Source organism: Pseudoxanthomonas sp. PXM01, from assembly GCF_014851815.1.
Lineage (GTDB): Bacteria > Pseudomonadota > Gammaproteobacteria > Xanthomonadales > Xanthomonadaceae > Pseudoxanthomonas_A.
Genome location: NZ_JACVAJ010000001.1, coordinates 97,479 through 115,555, shown reverse-complemented (window position 1 = coordinate 115,555; position 18,077 = coordinate 97,479). Strand labels below are relative to the sequence as shown.

General features: G+C 68.3%; 16 protein-coding genes. 11 read left to right on the top strand and 5 right to left on the bottom strand.

Going from position 1 to position 18,077, the window contains the following annotated elements; all coding sequences use genetic code 11:
* The first annotated feature begins 13 nt into the window (after window positions 1-13).
* From flgB to flgL, 11 genes are all read left to right on the top strand, one after another.
* Window positions 14-400: a flagellar basal body rod protein FlgB gene (gene flgB, locus IB230_RS00505; protein WP_192267724.1), complete on the top strand. Its 387-nt coding sequence runs from the start codon at window positions 14-16 to the stop codon at window positions 398-400.
* Window positions 401-411: 11 nt separating this feature from the next.
* A complete protein-coding gene (gene flgC, locus IB230_RS00500) occupies window positions 412-819 on the top strand; it encodes a flagellar basal body rod protein FlgC (protein ID WP_192267722.1) in 408 nt (135 codons plus the stop codon).
* A gap of 28 nt (window positions 820-847) precedes the next feature.
* Window positions 848-1,528, top strand: a complete 681-nt coding sequence (locus IB230_RS00495) for a flagellar hook capping FlgD N-terminal domain-containing protein (protein ID WP_192267720.1) — start codon at window positions 848-850, stop codon at window positions 1,526-1,528.
* Window positions 1,529-1,565: 37 nt separating this feature from the next.
* Entirely contained in the window at window positions 1,566-2,786 is a 1,221-nt protein-coding gene (gene flgE, locus IB230_RS00490; RefSeq protein ID WP_192267718.1) for a flagellar hook protein FlgE, read from the top strand.
* Between the two features lie 28 nt (window positions 2,787-2,814).
* Window positions 2,815-3,567: a flagellar basal body rod protein FlgF gene (locus tag IB230_RS00485; protein WP_192267716.1), complete on the top strand. Its 753-nt coding sequence runs from the start codon at window positions 2,815-2,817 to the stop codon at window positions 3,565-3,567.
* Between the two features lie 934 nt (window positions 3,568-4,501).
* On the top strand, window positions 4,502-5,287 hold the full coding sequence (flgG, locus tag IB230_RS00480; RefSeq protein WP_192267714.1) for a flagellar basal-body rod protein FlgG: 786 nt from the start codon (window positions 4,502-4,504) through the stop codon (window positions 5,285-5,287).
* Window positions 5,288-5,321: 34 nt separating this feature from the next.
* Window positions 5,322-6,008, top strand: a complete 687-nt coding sequence (gene flgH, locus IB230_RS00475) for a flagellar basal body L-ring protein FlgH (protein ID WP_192267712.1) — start codon at window positions 5,322-5,324, stop codon at window positions 6,006-6,008.
* A 10-nt stretch (window positions 6,009-6,018) separates the two neighbouring features.
* Window positions 6,019-7,200, top strand: a complete 1,182-nt coding sequence (locus IB230_RS00470) for a flagellar basal body P-ring protein FlgI (RefSeq protein ID WP_305077059.1) — start codon at window positions 6,019-6,021, stop codon at window positions 7,198-7,200.
* A 10-nt stretch (window positions 7,201-7,210) separates the two neighbouring features.
* Complete coding sequence (gene flgJ / locus IB230_RS00465; protein ID WP_192271169.1) at window positions 7,211-8,266, top strand: flagellar assembly peptidoglycan hydrolase FlgJ; 1,056 nt, start codon at window positions 7,211-7,213, stop codon at window positions 8,264-8,266.
* Between the two features lie 14 nt (window positions 8,267-8,280).
* On the top strand, window positions 8,281-10,164 hold the full coding sequence (gene flgK / locus IB230_RS00460) for a flagellar hook-associated protein FlgK (RefSeq protein ID WP_192267710.1): 1,884 nt from the start codon (window positions 8,281-8,283) through the stop codon (window positions 10,162-10,164).
* The gene (gene flgL / locus IB230_RS00455) at window positions 10,161-11,363 is read left to right on the top strand and encodes a flagellar hook-associated protein FlgL (RefSeq protein ID WP_192267708.1); all 1,203 of its coding nucleotides are present in this window, start codon (window positions 10,161-10,163) and stop codon (window positions 11,361-11,363) included. The genes flgK and flgL overlap by 4 nt, the downstream gene beginning before the upstream one ends.
* A gap of 116 nt (window positions 11,364-11,479) precedes the next feature.
* Here the strand turns inward: flgL and IB230_RS00450 are convergent, their stop codons facing one another.
* The 5 genes from IB230_RS00450 to lexA are packed head-to-tail and all read right to left on the bottom strand — an operon-like array spanning window position 11,480 to window position 18,047.
* Window positions 11,480-12,136 (bottom strand): alpha-ketoglutarate-dependent dioxygenase AlkB, encoded by a 657-nt coding sequence (locus IB230_RS00450; protein ID WP_192267706.1) that lies wholly within the window; start codon window positions 12,134-12,136, stop codon window positions 11,480-11,482.
* Window positions 12,137-12,143: 7 nt separating this feature from the next.
* On the bottom strand, window positions 12,144-15,389 hold the full coding sequence (locus tag IB230_RS00445; protein ID WP_343227236.1) for an error-prone DNA polymerase: 3,246 nt from the start codon (window positions 15,387-15,389) through the stop codon (window positions 12,144-12,146).
* Window positions 15,386-16,804 (bottom strand): DNA polymerase Y family protein, encoded by a 1,419-nt coding sequence (locus IB230_RS00440; protein ID WP_192267704.1) that lies wholly within the window; start codon window positions 16,802-16,804, stop codon window positions 15,386-15,388. The genes IB230_RS00445 and IB230_RS00440 overlap by 4 nt, the downstream gene beginning before the upstream one ends.
* A gap of 9 nt (window positions 16,805-16,813) precedes the next feature.
* Window positions 16,814-17,440: a translesion DNA synthesis-associated protein ImuA gene (gene imuA / locus IB230_RS00435; protein ID WP_192267702.1), complete on the bottom strand. Its 627-nt coding sequence runs from the start codon at window positions 17,438-17,440 to the stop codon at window positions 16,814-16,816.
* A 1-nt stretch (window position 17,441) separates the two neighbouring features.
* The gene (gene lexA / locus IB230_RS00430) at window positions 17,442-18,047 is read right to left on the bottom strand and encodes a transcriptional repressor LexA (RefSeq protein ID WP_192267700.1); all 606 of its coding nucleotides are present in this window, start codon (window positions 18,045-18,047) and stop codon (window positions 17,442-17,444) included.
* Window positions 18,048-18,077: the final 30 nt, after the last annotated feature.

The window sequence follows — 18,077 nt, the reverse complement described above, 5'->3', positions numbered from 1 at the left end:
CCGGAGCGGTGCCATGTCCAATCCCATCTCCAATTACCTGGGTGTCCACGCGGCGGCCCTGCCGTTGCGTGAGCAGCGGATGCAGCTGATCGCCAGCAACCTGTCCAATGCGGACACGCCCAACTTCAAGGCCAAGGACCTGGACTTCCAGGCCGCGCTGGAACAGGCCGCCGCCAAGGCCGCCCCGTTGCGGAGCACCAGCGAGCAGCACATGACCCTGCTCAACGCCTCGCCGCGCATCTTCGAGCGCGACGGCGTGCAACCCAGCCTGGACGGCAACACCGTCGACGCCGATACCGAGCGCGCCGCCTACGGCCGCGCGGCGCTGGAGTACCGCGCCTCGCTGAGCTTCATCGAATCCAAGGTGCGCACCATGCTCACCGCGATCACCGGCCAGTAAGGAGGCATGCCATGAGCAACCTGCCCATCTTCGACGTCGCCGGGTCCGCGCTGCAGGCGCAGTCCGTGCGCCTGAACACCATCGCCAGCAATCTCTCCAACGCCGACTCCATCGCCTCCTCGCCGGACGCGGTCTACAAGCCGATCGAGCCGATCTTCCAGGCGCGCAAGCTCAATGCGGACGGCTCGCTGACCTCGGTGCAGGTGAAGGAGATCACGCAGAGCGAAGCACCGCCGATCAAACGCTACGAGCCGGGCCACCCGATGGCCGACGGCGATGGCTACGTCTATGCGCCGGATGTGGATCCGGTCGCGCAGATGGTCAACCTGATCTCCGCCTCGCGCGGCTACCAGGCTGGCGTGGAAGTGTTGAACACCGCCAAGGAACTCGCCCTGGCCACCCTGACGATGGGCCGCTGATGCGCCCCTCCCCTGACCGAGCACGCGCATGACCACTGTCAACGGCGATCCGTTTGCCGCCCTCAACACCAGCGGCACCGGTGCGACCCCGAAGAAGAAGGCCGACACCCTGGGTCAGGCCGACTTCATGCGGCTGATGACCGAGCAGCTGAGCAACCAGGATCCGCTGAAGCCGCTGTCCAACAGCGAGTTCGTCGCCCAGCTGGCGCAGTTCTCCACCGTGCAGGGCATCAGCGACCTCAACAGCACCGTCAACGGCTTCACCGCCGCGCTGACCGGCGACCAGGTGCTGAAAGGCGCCGCGCTGGTCGGCCATTCGGTGGTGGTGCCGTCCGAATCCATCGCCCTGCCCGCCTCCGGCAACGCCACCGGGCTGGTGATGTCGCCCGGCGCCGGCAAGGTGACCTTCGAGATCAAGGATGCCAGCGGCGTGGTCGTGGACACCGTCGAGGTCGAAGCGACCGGCAAGGGCGAGACCGCGTTCTCCTGGGACGGCCTGAAGGCCAACGGCGAACGCGCCGAGGCCGGCAAGTACTCGATCAAGGCCACCCATACCGCGACCGACGGTACCGGCACCGCACTCAACACCTACGTCGACGCCACCGTGGAAAGCGTGACCATCGGCTCCGACGGCCTGTACCTCAACCTGCCCGGCCTGGGCACCGCCCCGCTCGACTACGTGCTGCGCATCGGCAAGTCGACGTCCTGACACCCACGCTCCCACCGCATCCCGCAAGGAGTCTTCCATGGCATTCCAAAGCTCGCTGTCCGGCATGAGAGCGGCCAACGCCGACCTCAACGTCACCTCGCACAACATCGCCAACGTCAACACCACCGGCTTCAAGGAGTCGCGCGCGGAGTTCGCCGAGGTGTTCTCCACCACGGGCTACGGCCTCACGCGCAACAACGTCGGTGCCGGCGTGCGCCTGACCAATGTCGCCCAGCAGTTCTCGCAGGGCGACATCAACCAGACCGGGCGCTACCTGGACCTTGCGATCGACAAGGAAGGTTTCTTCACCGTCAACAACAACGGCACCAACGTCTACACGCGTGCCGGCAACTTCCAGCGCGATCCGGCCGGCTACGTGACCACGCCGGAAGGCTATCGCCTGCAGGTGTTCCCGCCGCGCGCCGACGGTGTCGGCTTCGACACCGGCAACATGACCGACCTGCGCCTGCTGACCACGGACAGCCCGCCCTCGCCGACCACCAACGTCGAACTGGGCGTCACCCTGCCTGGCAATGCCGCGCAGCCGACGATCACGCCGTTCTCGCCGACCGACAGCGCCAGCTACAACGAAACCACCTCGGTCACCGTGTACGACTCGCTGGGCGTGGCCCACCAGCAGACCGTCTACTACGTGAAGACGCCGAATCCGAACGAGTGGCAGATGCACACCTACGTGGACGGCGCCTCGATGGGTGCGCCGACCACCGTGCAGTTCGACAACAACGGCACCCTGACCGCACCCGCCAACGGCCAGATCGCGTTGGCGCCGTTCACGCCCAGCACCGGCGCCGGCGTGCTGAACATGACGCTGGACATCAGCGGCACCACCCAGTACGGCGAGCAGTTCTCCAAGCGCATCCAGAACCAGGACGGCTACGCCACCGGCAAACTCAACGAGTTCAGCGTGTCCGAAACCGGCGTGGTCTACGCGCGTTACTCCAACGGCGTCGATCGCCCGATCGGCCAGGTCGCGCTGGCGAACTTCAGCAACCCGCAAGGCCTGGTGTCGCAGGGCAACAACACCTGGACGCACAGCCATGCATCCGGCGAGCCGCGCATCGGCGCACCGGGTACGTCGGATTTCGGCCAGGTGGCTGCCGGCGCGCTCGAGGCCTCGACCGTCGACCTGACCGAGCAGCTGGTCAACATGATCGTGGCGCAACGCAACTTCCAGGCCAACTCGCAGGCCATTTCCACGCAGGACCAGATCACCCAGGCGGTGATCAACATCCGCTGATCCGGCCGACGCCGACGGAGACTGACGCATGGACAAGGCCCTTTACGTCGCGATGACCGGCGCCCGCGCTTCGCTGCAGGCGCAGGGCACCGTGTCGCACAACCTGGCCAACGTGGACACCAAGGGCTTCAAGGCCGCACTGGCCGGCACCGAGGCGTTCAAGATCCAGGGCCAGGGCTTTCCCTCGCGCGTGGACGCGGTGCTGATCGATCCCGGCTTCGACGGGCGCACCGGTTCGCAGATGGTCACCGGGCGCTCGCTGGACGTCTCGCTGCAGCCGAACCGCTGGATGGCGGTGCAGGCTGCCGACGGCGGTACGGCGTATACGCGCAACGGCGAGCTGAGCGTCACCCCGAACGGCCAGCTGGTCACCGCCGGCGGCCGTGCGGTGCTGGACGACAACGGCAACCCGATCGCGGTGCCGCCGGCGCAGTCGATCGACATCGGCGCCGACGGCACGGTGTCGATCATTCCGCAGGGCGAAGGCCCGCAGACGATGGCCATCGTCGGCCGCATGCGCATCGTGGAAGCGGCGCAGTCGCAGCTGGCCCGCGGTGGCGACGGGCTGATGCGTCCGAAGGATCCGCAGGCACCGACCCTGCCCGTCGCCAATGGCAACAGCCTGACGATGGGCGTGCTGGAAGGCAGCAACGTGGATGCGGCCGGTGCGCTGGTGCAGATGATCCAGTTGCAGCGGCAGTTCGAGATGCAGGTGAAGGTGATCCGCAGTGGCGACGAGATGGCGCAGTCGTCGAACCAGTTGCTGCGCCTCGGCGGCTGACGCCGCTTGAGCCCCTCTCCCACCGGGAGAGGGGTTGGGGTGAGGGGCGACGGAGTCTGTTCCCTTCCCTATCGTTGGCATCGACCACGTCCTCAATGCCCTTGGTTTCGTGGCCTTGCGGGGCAGTCTTTCTTTTTCTGGATGCATGGCGCCGCTCGCCGCGGAGGCCCTACTTTCTTTGCTTGTGCAAAGAAAGTAGGCAAAGAAAGCACACCCCGGCGGTCCGCCCGCCGCAAGCGGCGGGTGCGCAGTCCCGACGGGAATTTTCGGACGGGGCATCCTGCCCCGGCCGAAAACGGCGCACATCCTTGTGCGCCGCCCTACGGGTTTTACCCGCCGGGACTGCCGGACCTCAGGGGGCCCAAGAGCCACCCCAGATAACTCCGACGAGGGCTTTGCTCCGCTGCTGCCTTCGGGCCCCCATGAGGCACGGCGAGTGGGCTGGGTAAAACCCGAAGGGCGCCGTCATGGATGACGGCGTTTTCGTATGGCACAGGGATGTGCCTTACGAAAATTCCCGGCCCGCTCGCGGACCCGGAGCGCAGCGGAGGGCGTGCCGCCTGGGGTGTGTTTCTTTGCTTCTTTCTTTGCACAAGCAAAGAAAGAAGGCCCCCGCGGCGAGCGGCGCCATGCCGGCAACCCCAAAAGAACCATCCCGACGGGCCCAGACATCCAACGCAAGACCTTGGACAGGCCAACGGCTCGCACAGGCACCGGACTCCATCGCCCCTCACCCCAACCCCTCTCCCGCAGGAAGAGGGGCTAGAACGACGGCTTTCCGCCACATCAGCGCCACGGCCATGACCCCCGTCGCACTTCGGCCCAATCGCCCGCGCCAGAACCACGACACCCGTTTCGGCACAGGACTTGCCTGAGAGGAGGCGAGGAACCGCGCCACGCGATTCCACCCCTTCCATCCGCGAGGAACCACGCCATGAACCAAGCCCTCTGGGTCGCCAAGACCGGACTGGACGCGCAACAGACGCGCATGTCCGTGGTCTCCAACAACCTGGCCAACACCAACACCACCGGCTTCAAGCGCGACCGCGCCAGCTTCGAAGACCTGCTGTACCAGCAGGTCCGCCAGCCCGGCGGTTCCACCTCCTCGCAGACCCAGCTGCCGTCCGGCCTGCAGCTCGGCACCGGCGTGCGCGTCGTGTCGACCTCCAAGGATTTCCAGCAGGGCAACCCGCAGCAGACCGGCCGCGCGCTGGACGTCATGGTCAACGGCCGCGGCTTCTTCGAAGTGCTGCTACCCGACGGCTCGCCGGCCTACACGCGCGACGGCTCGTTCCAGATCAACGCGCAGGGCGAGCTGGTCACCAACAGCGGCTATCCGGTGCAGCCCGGCATCCAGGTCCCGGAAGGCGCGCAGTCGCTGACCATCGGCAACGACGGCACCGTCAGCGTGACGATGGCCGGCCAGGCGCAGGCGCTGGAGATCGGCTCGCTGACGCTGACCGACTTCGTCAATCCGTCGGGCCTGCAGGCCAAGGGCGAGAACCTCTACGTCGAGACCACCGCCTCCGGTCCGGCCCAGAACGGCACACCTGGCCTCAATGGGCTGGGCAGCGTCGTGCAGGGCTCGCTGGAAGGCTCCAACGTCAACGTGGTGGAAGAGCTGGTCAGCATGATCGAAACCCAGCGCGCCTACGAAATGAATGCCAAGGCGATCTCCACCACCGACTCGATGCTCGGTTACCTCAACAACAACGTCTGACGTCGCACCCACCCGACACGCCACGAGACACGCCATGAAGCGCTCCACGTCCGCCACCACCCTCGCCTGCGCACTGATGCTGCTGCCGGGCTGTGCACGCTATGTTGGCGACGTGCGCCCCTACGCACCGATGCAGCCGATCCAGCCCATCGTTGCTGCGCAGGCACCGGCGACCGCCGGTTCCATCTACCGCGCCGGCCCCGGCCTGAACCTCTATGCCGACCGCCGCGCGCGCGACGTGGGCGACCTGCTGACGATCAGCCTGGTGGAGAACACCACGGCGCAGACCTCGGCCACCACCTCGGTGGACAAGAAGAGCGAGATCGCGCTGGCCGCGCCGAACATCGCCGGTGCACCGGTCACGCTCAACGGCCGCGACATTCTCAGCGCGTCGGTCAATGGCGACCGCGGCTTCAACGGCACCGGCAACAGCGCGCAGAGCAACCGCCTGCAGGGCAGCGTGACGGTCACCGTGATCCAGCGCCTGCCAAACGGCAACCTGGTCGTGCAGGGCCAGAAGAACATGCGCCTGAACCAGGGCGACGAGCTGGTGCAGATCCAGGGCATCGTGCGCCCGGCCGACATCAATCCGGACAACACGATCTCTTCCGGCAAGGTCGCCGACGCGCGCATCGCCTACGGCGGCCGCGGCGCCATCGCGCAGTCCAATTCGATGGGCTGGCTGGGCCGCTTCTTCAATTCCCCGATCTTCCCGAACTGAGCCTCGCGTGATGGACACCAACGACACCGATCGCGTTGCGCCGCAGAACACGAAGAAGCCGCGCCGCATCGACACCTACACCCTGCTCGGCCTGCTGGCGTGGATCGGCCTGGTGCTGATCTGCCTGGCGCCCGCCGCCCGCGCCGAGCGCATCAAGGACCTGGCCCAGGTCGGCGGCGTGCGCAGCAACCCGCTGGTCGGCTACGGCCTGGTCGTGGGTCTGGATGGCAGCGGCGACCGCACCAGCCAGGCGCCCTTCACCGTGCAGAGCCTGAAGAACATGCTGGGCGAGCTGGGCGTCAACATCCCGGCCAACGTCAATCCGCAGCTTAAGAACGTGGCGGCCGTGGCGATCCACGCCGATCTGCCCGCTTTCGCCAAGCCCGGCCAGCCGATCGACATCACCGTGTCCTCGATCGGCAACGCCACCTCGTTGCGCGGCGGCAGCCTGCTGATGGCCCCGCTGCGCGGCGCCGACGGCGAGGTCTACGCGATCGCGCAGGGTAACCTGATCGTCGGCGGTTTCGGCGCGCAGGGCAAGGATGGTTCGCGCGTGTCGGTCAACGTGCCGAGCGTGGGCCGCATTCCCAACGGCGCCACCGTCGAACGCGCCATTCCCAATGCGCTGGACAGCGGCGCGGATACCGTCACCCTCAACCTGCATCGCGCCGACTTCACCACCGTCTCGCGCATGGTCGCCGCGCTGGACCAGAACTTCGGCAGCGGCAGCGCCTACGCCGTCGACGCGGTGACGGTCGCCGTGCGCGCGCCGGCCGACATCTCGCGTCGCGTCAACTTCCTCGCCCAGGTCGAGAACCTGGAACTGACGCCGGGCAGCGCGCCGGCCAAGGTCATCGTCAATGCACGCACCGGCACCGTAGTGATCGGCGCGCAGGTGCAGGTGATGCCGGCGGCGGTGACGCACGGTTCGCTGACGGTGACGATCACCGAGTCGGCCAACGTCAGCCAGCCGAACGAATTCTCCCGCGGCGGCCAGACCGTCATCACGCCGCAGTCCAGCGTGTCGGTCAACCAGGAAGGCAGCCGCATGTTCAAGTTCGAGGGCGGCACCTCGCTGGACGAGATCGTCCGCGCCGTCAACGAAGTGGGCGCCGCGCCCGGCGACCTCATCGCGATCCTGGAAGCCCTGAAGCAGGCCGGCGCCTTGCGCGCGGAGCTCGAGGTGATCTGACATGGCCAGCATGCCCATCGGAACGCTGAATCCCTCGCTGTCGCTGGCCGATGCCGGCGGCAAGCCGGACAACGCACGCATCCACGACGTCGCGAAGAAGCTGGAAGGCCAGTTCGCGCAGATGATGATCAAGTGCATGCGCGAGGCCGGCTTCGGCGATTCGCTGTTCCCGGGCGAAAACCAGGTCTTCCGCGACATGTACGACCAGCAGCTCGCCACCGCGATGTCGCAGGGGCGCGGGCTGGGCCTGGCGCCGATGATCGCGCGCCAGTTGGGCGCCACCGATGCCGCCACGCCTGCCGTCCCCGCCAGCACCGCGCTGTCGGCGTACAAGCGCCTGCTGCCGGGCGGAGAAGCCGATTCGATGCTCGATGCCATCGCCGGCCGCGGCATCGGCAGCAGTGCGCGCGACACCAACGCCCTGCCCGGCACCGTCACGCTGGAGACCATCACCGTGCGCCCGGATGCCGCGGCGTGCGACGAAGTGGAACAGGTCGCGTCTGCCGATGCGTCCAAGTACGCACGCAACACGCCGGAACGCTTCGTCGCCGAGATCTGGGACCACGCCAAGCAGGCGGCGAAGGAACTGGGCGTCGACCCGCGGGCGCTGGTCGCACAGGCCGCGCTGGAAACCGGTTGGGGCAAGCGCCAGATCAAGACCGGCGACGGCGACAGCGCGCACAACCTGTTCGGCATCAAGGCCACCGGCTGGAAGGGCGAGCGCGCCCGCACCGCCACGCATGAATACACCAACGGCGTGAAGCACACCGAGACCGCGGACTTCCGCGCGTACGCGTCGCCCGCCGAAAGTTTCGCCGACTACGTGCGGCTGCTGAAGAACAACCCACGCTACCAGCAGGCGCTCGCGGCCGGCAAGGACATCGCCGGCTTCGCGCGCGGCCTGCAGCGCGCCGGCTACGCCACCGATCCCACCTACGCCAACAAGATCGCCTCGATCGCCAACGGCCCGACCCTCGGCAAGGTGCTGTCGGCGATCGGCGACACCGTCGGCGGCAAGGTCGGCAACGTCGTGGGCAACGCCATCGGCAACGCGCTGCGGCGCTGACCTGGGGATAACGCATGTCGAACCTACTCGCCACCGGCAGCAGCGCCCTGATCGCCTTCCAGCGCGCCCTGTCCACCGTCGGCCACAACGTCGCCAACATCAACACGCCGGGCTACTCGCGCCAGCGCGTGGAGTTCGAGGCGCGCGACGGCACCTACTTCGGCTACGGCTACCAGGGCAACGGCGTGCAGATCGTCGACGTCCGCCGGATGGCCGATTCGCTGGCCACCTCGCGCCTGCTCGACAGCGGCGGCGAACTCGCGCGCCTGCAACAGCTGTCCACGCTGTCCACGCGCATGGACCAGCTGTTCTCCGAGAAGGCGACCGGCATCGGCGCGCCGTGGTCCAGCTTCTTCGATTCGGTCAATGCGCTGTCGTCGAATGCCGCCGGTTCGGCCGACCGTGAAAGCGTGCTGGCGCAGGCCAATGCGCTGGTCACCCGCTTCCGCCAGATGGACCAGCACCTCGATGGGCTCGACACCGAAGTCAACGCGGGCCTGACCGCCGCCACCGGTGAAGTGAACCGGCTGGCCAAGGAAATCGCCCAGCTCAATGGCCGCATCGGCGGCAGCAGCAGTCCGTCGGGCGACCTGCTGGACCGTCGCGACCAGTTGATCAGCGAACTGGTGGGCTACACCGGCGGCAACGCGGTCGTGCAGGACGGCGGCTTGGTCAACGTCTTCAGCGCCGGCGGCCAGCCGCTGGTGGTGGGCGCCACCGCCAGCACGCTGGTGACCGTGCCCGATCCATACCGCCCCGAGCGCCTGCAGGTGGCGCTGGAAACCAATGGCCAACGCACCACGCTGGACAAGCGTGCGCTCGGCGGCCAGATCGGCGGCCTGCTCGAATTCCGCACCACGGTGCTGGACCCGGCCGCGGCCGAGCTCGGCCGCGTCGCCACCTCGCTGGCGCAGACGTTCAACGCCGGCCACCGCGCCGGTATGGACCAGTACGGCCAGCTGGGCACCGATTTCTTCAACCTGCCGGCGCCGCGCATTTCATCGAATGCAGGCAATACCGGCAACGCGGCGCTGCAGACCTCCGTCGGCAGCACGGGCGCGCTCAGCGCGCAGAACGTGCTGCTGCGCTTCGACGGCGCCGCCTGGGTGGCGACGAATCCCGACACCGGCGCCAGCATTCCGATGACCGGCACCGGCACGGCCACCGATCCGCTGGTGGTCAACGGGATCGAGGTGCGGCTCGCGCCCGGCACCACACCGGGCACCAACGACCGCTTCCTGCTGCAGCCGACCGCGGGCGCGGCCGGCAACCTCAGCGTGGCCATCACCGATCCCGCGCGCATCGCCGCGGCGACGCCGGTCAAGGCCAACACCGACCTCGCCAATACCGGCAGCGGCAAGGTCAGCGGCCTGAAGGTCACCGACGCCGCCAACACTAACCTGCTGGCGCCGGTCGACATCGAGTTCATCGACGCCTCCCAGTACACGATCAACGGCACCGGTCCGTTCCCCTACACGCCTGGCCAGACCGTGGCCTACAACGGCTGGAGCGTGGTGCTGGATGGCGCGCCCGCCGCAGGCGACAGCTTCCGCGTGGGCCCCACCGGCGCGAACTCCAGCGACAACGGCAACGCCAAGCTGCTGTCCAACCTGGACGATGCGCGCGTACTCAACGGCGGCACGCTGACGCTCAACGGCGCCATCGGCGGACTGACCACGCAGGTCGGTTCGGCGGCACGCCAGGCGGACTATTCCGCGCAGGCACAGCAGGTCATCCACGACCAGGCGCAGGCCTCGCGCGATGCGATTTCCGGCGTGAACCTGGACGAGGAAGCCGCCGACCTGATGCGTCTGCAGCAGGCCTATCAGGCCGCGTCGCAGATCATCGCCACCGCCGACACGCTCTTCCAATCGCTCCTGGCTGCGACCCGCCGATGAACTACCGCATCTCGACCAACATGATGTACCAGCAGTCGATCTCGACGATGCTGGCCAAGCAGGCGAAGCTGGCGCACACGCAGCAGCAGCTCGCCAGCGGACAGCGCCTGGTGACGGCGAAGGACGACCCGGTCGCCGCCGGTACCGCCGTGGGCCTGGATCGTGCGGTCGCCGAACTGGAACGCTTCGGCCTGAACGCCAACGCGGTGCAGAACCGCCTCGGCCTGCAGGAAAACGCGCTGACGCGCGTCGGCGAGGCGATGGCGCGTGTCAACGAACTCGTCATCCAGTCCAACAATGCCGCCATGGGCGACGACAGCCGCCAGGCGATCAGCACCGAACTGAAGGCGATCTACGCCGGCCTGCTGGACCTGGCCAACAGCACCGACGGCGCCGGCCGCTACCTGTTCGGCGGCACCAGCGACGGCAGCGCGCCGTTCGCCATCGCCGGCGGCAACGTGATCTACAGCGGCGACCAGACGCAGCGGCAGGTGGAAGTGGCGCCGGACATGTTCGTCTCCGATACCCTGCCCGGCAGCGACGTCTTCCTGCGCCTGCGGACCGGTGACGGCCGCATCGACGGCGCGGCCGCCAGCGGCAACACCGGCACCGGCCTGCTGATGGGCTTCAGCGTCACCGATTCCACCGTATGGGACGGCGGTACATACACGCTGTCGTTCGGCGCCGGCAATACCTACCAGGTGGTGGATGCCGGCGGCAATCCGGTCACGTCCGGCACCTACGCCAAGGGCGAAAGCATCGCCTTCGCCGGCGTGCAGATGAAGATCGATGGCCAGCCCGCCAACGGCGACAGCTTCACGCTGGGTCCGTCCGGCAGCCGCGACATCTTCGCCACCGTGCAAGGACTGATCGACACGCTGGACACCAGTCCGACGACGGACGCACAGCGCGCCGCCATGCAGAACAGCCTGCAGGCCGCGATGCGCGATGTCGGTACCGCGCAGGGCAGGATGATCGATGCGCGCGCCAGTGGCGGTGCGCAGCTGTCGGCCATCGAGACCGCCGCCTCGCTGCGCGAAGCCAACAACATCACCCTGAAGGACACCCTGTCCGGACTGCGCGACCTGGACTGGGCCGAGGCCATCGGCCGCTACCAGATGGAAAACACCGCCTTGCAGGCCGCACAGACGGTCTTCATGCAGATGCAGCAGCTGTCGCTGTTCAAGCTGATGGGCTGACGACGGCCCCCTCTCTTTCAAGCAGTCCTTGCCCTCCCGCCGCGATGCCCTCGCGGCGCTTTTTTTTGAGGGAACCGGAAAACCGGTGTGGGAGCGACGCAAGTCGCGATGAAGCTTTACCGGTGGCCCATCGCGACTTGCGTCGCTCCCACGCCTGCCACCCCGCCTGTTCCCACAGACGACGGCGGCCTCACCCGGAACACCACACTGATCCGCGCACCCTGCGCGCGCCGGGTCTTCGGGATGCCGTGCTCGTGCGTGCTCTGCGAGGCATGGCTCATCGACAGGACGCTGCCGGGCGCGAGGTCCACGGCCACCGTATCGCGCGCACCGGATGTCGCCCGGATCAGCATGCGCCGCGGCGCGCCGAGCGAGACCAGCGTGATCGGATGGCCGGTCGCCACGGTATGCAGCTTGTCACCATGCATAGCGACGCTGTCGTGGCCGTCCCGATAGAGGTTCATGCCGATGCGCGAGTAAGGCGCCGGCGCTTTCGTCTGCACGCAGGCGAGCAGGCCCGCCAGCGGCAGGTCGTCCGGCAGTGCGTCCACGGCATAGTTCGCCAGCAGGCGCGGCACGTCGACGATGCGGTCGTACATCGGGCGCTGCAGATGCGTCCACGCCGCGCTTGCCCGCAGCCGATCGAACCATGCACGTGCCGTCAGCGGATCGATGACCTCCGGCCAGTAGCGGATCCCGCCTTCGGCATCGTCCACCAACTGCACCATCGCGGGTGCGAACAGGTCGTCGGTCAGGGGAGCGAGTGCGCGCATCATGGCCTCAGTGGAAGTCGCGGGAGCTGGTCTGCAACTCGCCCAGCAGGTGACTGAAGTCATGCAGGTCCTGCGCGATCAGATGGCGCACGCCGTCGACGTGTTCCCAGCGTCCACGCACGCCCAGCAGCCGCGCGCCGAGCAGTGCCTTGCGCCGACGCTCGGCGATGCGCGCCCATACCACCACGTTGACCACGCCATGCTCGTCTTCCAGCGTGACGAAGATGACGCCGCTGGCCGTCCCCGGCCGCTGGCGCTGGGTGACGATGCCTGCCACGTGCACGCTACGGCCATGCGGCAGGTCCTGCAACTGTCGCGAATCCACCACGCGCTCACGACGCAGGCGATCGCGCAGCAACGCCAGCGGATGCATGCCCAGCGTCAGGCCGGTGACGCGGTAGTCCGACAGCACGTCTTCGACCGGATTCGGCGCGGGCAGCACGATGTCGTCTTCGTCGGGACTGCCCGGCAACAACGGACGCTGGCGCTCGACGCCCGCCACGGCCCAGCGGGCGGCATGGCGATGGCCGGCGAGCGATTGCAGCGCACCGGCTTCGGCCAGGGACGTGCGCGCCTTCTCGTCGAGGTTGGCACGCAGGCACAGGTCGCGCACGTCGGTGAAAGGCCGCTGCGCGCGGGCCGCCATGATCGCCTCGCCCACTACCTCCGACAGCCCGCTGACCTGACGGAGGCCGAGGCGCAGCGCCGCCTGCCCACCGTCATCCACGCCGGTACGCAGTGCGCCACCTTCCAGCGTGTTGTCCCAGTCGCTGCAGGCCACGTCCACCGGACGGATCCCGATGCCGACGCGCCCGCCCTGCCCGCGTCGCGCGTCCTGCACGATCTGGCTGGCCGAATAGAACCCCATCGGCTGCGCGTTGAGTAGCGCGCAGACGAAGGCGGCCGGCTCGTGCCGCTTCAGCCAGCAGCTGATGTAGACCAGCTTGGCGAACGAAGCCGCATGGCTCTGCGGAAAGCCGTACGAGCCGAAGCCCTTGATCTGCTCGAAGATCTGGTCGATGAACTCGCCCGAGTAGTTCTTCTTCTCCATCAACCGGCGGATCTTGTCGCGATGCGGCGCCATGTCGCCGCCCCTGCCCCACGCCGCCATCGAACGGCGCAGGCCATCTGCTTCCGACGGTGTGTAGCCGGCATGGATCACCAGCTCCATCACCTGCTCCTGGAACAGCGGAATGCCCAGCGTGTTGCCGAGGATGGCCTCGATACCGTCGGAGGGATACGTCACCGGCTCCTTGCCCTGCCGTCGCCGCAGATACGGATGCACCATGCCGCCCTGGATGGGGCCGGGACGCACGATCGCCACTTCGATCACCAGGTCGTAGAAGTTCTTCGGCTTCAGCCGCGGCAGCATGCTCATCTGCGCACGCGACTCGATCTGGAACACGCCGACGGTGTCGGCCGCCTGGATCATGGCGTAGGTCGGGGCGTCTCCGGATGGCGGCTCATGCGCCAGATCGATCGTGTAACCGCGATGCTTCGTCACCAGGTCGACGGCTTTCTTGATGCAGGTCAGCATGCCCAGCGCCAGGCAGTCGACCTTCAGCAGCTTCATCGTCTCCAGGTCGTCCTTGTCCCACTGGATGATGGTGCGCTCGTCCATCGCGGCGTTTTCCACCGGCACCACCTCGGACAGCGGACCGTCGTTGATGACGAAGCCGCCGACATGCTGCGAAAGATGGCGCGGGTGGCCGCGCAACTGGGTCGTCACCGCCAGCACGCGGTGGATCAGCGGATTCTCCGGATCGAATCCGGCCTCGCGCAGTCGCTGTTCCATCGGCGTCTCGCCGTTGCCCCAGCCGTAGCACTCGGCCAGCAGGCCGATCTGGTCCGGCGGCAGCCCGAAGGCCTTGGCCACGTCGCGCACGGCGCTCTTGCCGCGGTAGCGGATCACGGTCGCCGCCAGTGCGGCACGGCGGCGGCCGTACTTTCCGTAGACGTACTGCAGCACCTCCTCGCGACGCGCATGTTCGAAGTCGACGTCGATGTCCGGTGGTTCACCACGATCCCGGGACAGGAAGCGCGCCATCAGCAGCCGGCTCTCGGCCGGATTCACCACGGTGATGCCCAACGCGAAACACACGGCCGAGTTGGCCGAAGAGCCGCGTCCCTGGCACAGGATGTCGCGCGACTTGGCGAAGCGCACGATATCCTCGACCGTGAGGAAGAAAGCCTCGTACTTCAGCTCTTCGATCAGGGCCAGTTCGCCGTCGATCTGCTCGACCACGGAGGGCGGCGTGCCCAAAGGCCAGCGTTCGTGCATCCCCCGCTCGGTCAGCTCGCGCAACCAACTGGTCGGCGTATGGCCGGCCGGCACCAGTTCGGCGGGATACTTGTACTTCACTTCCTCCATCGAGAACGTGCAGCGCTGCGCCAGGGCGACCACGTTGTCCAGCAATGCCGCCGGATGGATATTGCCCAGCGCCCGCCGCGTGCGCAGGTGGCGCTCACCGTTGCGGAAAAGGTGTTCGCCGCACTCGGACAACGGCAGGCCGTGGCGGATCGCCGTCATCGTGTCCTGCAGTGCCCGCTGCCGGCGCACGTCCATGTGCACGTCGCCGCTGGCGAGCGGTGTCATCGACAATCGCTGCGCCAGATCCAGCAGTTGTTGCAGCCGCGCCGTATCGTCCTGCTCACGATGCAGTTCCACTGCCAGATGCGCGCGCGCGCCGAACACCTGCTGCAGCCAGCGCCCCTGCGCCTCGTCCGGCATGCGCGCCGGCAGCCACAGCGCGAACAGGCCACCGGCCTCGGGATCATCGGACCCCAGCACCCGTTCCACCTCCTGGCGCGTGAGCCGGTACGTGCCCTTGGGGGCGGCGCGGCGCGCGGTGGTGATCAGTTCGCACAGGCGCGTGTACCCATGCAGGGTCTCCACCAGCAGTACGCACTTCAGCCCGCATACGAGGGTGAATTCGCTGCCGACGATCAGCTTCAGCTCCGTCGCACGCGAGGCTTCCAGCCCGCGCACGATGCCGGCCAGCGAGCATTCGTCGGTGATCGCCAGCGCCTGGTAACCGCATTGCTTCGCACGGACGAACAGGTCCTCCGCACTGGATGCGCCGCGCAGGAAGGAGAAATCCGACAGGCAGTGCAGTTCGGCATACGCCGGCAGGCCGTCGTCGACCGTGGCATCGTCGTTGGCCGCGACGTGCAGGCGCAACCGCTGCGCGGTCTCCCAGGCGCGTGGCACGTGCGCACCGGGATGATCGCCGCGTCCTTCCTCGCGGCTCACGCGAACCACCCATGCAGCATCCAGCCGCCCTGCTCGCCCGGCGGCGCGAACGCCCAGGCGCGCTGGCCCTGCGAGGTTTCCAGCACGTAGTAGTCGCGGCGTGCGTCCTCACCGTCCCACCAGCCGCTTTCAAGCCGCTCGGGGCCGGAGACGATGCGCGGATGCGGATCGCGCAGCGGCACCGGCTGCGGTAGCAGCCAGGCCGGCCGTGGCGGACGCACCGGCGCCATGGCAATACGCGTGCCGTCGCCCTGCACACGGCGCCACGCACGTTCGGGGCGCGGATCGCCGGCCGGCGCTACCCGGTACACCGCGTCATCGCCCAGGCGCGCGCGCAACCGTTCGCGCAGCTGCGGCCATGGCAGCTGCTGTTGCGGGCGCGTATCGAACAGGTCGCGCGCCGCCGGCACGAACGGCGGCAGTTCGCGCGCCAGCAGGCGCACGCCGACCACCGGCCGGTCGATCTGCACGCGTTCCAGCCGGTTGCGGGTCAACTCGAACAGCATCGCCGGTTCGCGTTCGGCGGCCAGCAGGCCGACTTCGACATCGGTATGGCCTTCCTCGTGCTCCAGCCGTAGCACGAAGCGCTGCACACCGCCGTCGCGGATCGACAGATAGGTGCACAGGTCGCCGATCAGGCGGCGCAGCGGGAACAGCAGCGCCATGTGGCTCTCGACTTCGTAGCCGAGTTCGATGCGCGCATCGAAGTGATCCGGCGGCGCGTAGTACGCCAGCGGATCGTCGGTCTGCCCGTACAGGCGATCCAGGTGTTCCAGCACCGGCAGGCCGAAACGGCGACGCAGGCTGTCGCGCGGCAGCCCGCGCAACGTCCGCAGGTCGCGGATGCCCATGCGGTGCAGGCGCTCGCCATTGTCGTCCGGCAGTCGTGCGCGTCGCACTGGCACGCGATCCAACAGGTCCGCCATCCCCTCGGCCTGCATCATCGCCAAGCCGTCGCGCAGGCCAGCGAACACGTGCGCCGCACGCGGCGTGGGCGCCAGGGCGATGCGGTGCTGGAAGCCGAGCGCGCCGAGTTCCTCGCGCAGCCGCGCCTCGATGCGCGGCCACGGTCCCAGCAGGCGGAAACTGGCGCGCACTTCCAGCACCAGGCAACCCGGCCACTGCGCACTGACCAGCGAGCTGTGCCGGTATGCCCATGACGCGAGGAAACGCTGCCAGCGCGCTTCCGCCGACGGATCGTGCTCGACCATCGCGAACTCCGGCAGCAGCGCGTGCGCGGCGGTCAGGCGCATGCCAGCACGAAGGCCCGACTGTGCGGCGGATGCATTCACCGCATGCAGGGTGCGCAATTGCAGGGGACCACCGACCAGCGCCAGCGGCGCGTCAGGATCGGGCAGACGCCGGAGGACGGCGTCCAGCGCCAGCTGCGGCAGCAGTACACAGGCCCAGAGCATGCGCCCGCCTCAATGCGCGACCAGCGCGAACGACTGCGCGGGCGCCGGCCCGCCGCGGCATTTGCGCACCTGCCAGGTACTGCCGCCATGCGCATCGCTGACGGCTTCCAGTCGTAACGCGGCGGCCGAGGGATTGGCGGCATGGCGACGGTCGCGCAGTGCGAAACCCAGGCATTCGCCGCTGTCGGCGGCCACCTGCAGGCGGCGCAGCGCAGGCCCGTCGGCATGCGCCGGCCACCCCAGCACAGCGGCGCAGGCGCCACTGCGCAGGCATTGCTCGAACGCCCACAACGCATCGCGTGGCGCGGCGTCGACGATTTCCAGCAGCGACAGGTCAACACCGGCGGCCTGCCATGCCGGCGCATACGGGACATACGGCGGTGCGATCACCGCCACCGTGCTGCCGGCCTGGGTCATCCGCGACAGCGTGGGCAGCAGCAGCGCCAATTCGCCCACACCGTCGGCGGGCAACAGCAGTTCGGTCAGGGAACGTCGTGGCCAGCCGCCCTGCGGCAGCAAGGCATCGAGCGCATCGTGTCCGGTGGGCTCACCGTCGGCGGCGATGGCCGCGCTGCGCCCGGCATGCCACAGCGTGCGCGCCGCCAGCAACGTGTCGAGGGCGACGACGGCGCCCATCTCAGCCGCGTCGCACCAGGCCGCAGTACACGCCTTCGATGGCGAAGTCCTGTCCGGGCTGCACGTCGATGGGCGCGTGCGTGGGATTGCGCGGCAGCAGGCGGATGCGGCGGCGTTCGCGCTGCAGGCGCTTGATGGTCAGTTCGCCGTCGATGCGCGCGACGACGGTCTGTCCGTCGCGCGCGTCCGGGGTGCGATGGACGCCGACCAGATCGCCATCGACGATGCCGTCGTCGATCATCGAATCGCCCTGCACCTTCAACAGGTAATCCGGCTGCGGCGAGAACAGCCGGCGGTCCAGCCACAGCTGCTCGTCCAGGCCGATGTCGGCGCCGATCGGCTGGCCGGCGGCGACGCGCCCCAGTACCGGCAACGGCAGCAGGTCCGCCATGCCACCGGGCAGGCGCAGGCCACGTTTCTGGCCGGGCGCCTGCTCCAGCAGGCCGTCGGCCACCAGCGCCTGCACATGCTTCTGCGCGGCGTTGCGGGAGGCGAAGCCGAACGCATCGGCGATGTCCGCCAGGCTGGGCGCGCGCCCGGCCGCCAGCTCCCGGCGCAGGAAGGCCAGCACGGCGGCACGTTGGGGAGGCAGGTCGACGGGGCTCATGGGTGTACATTTGTACACCCTTCCGTCGCT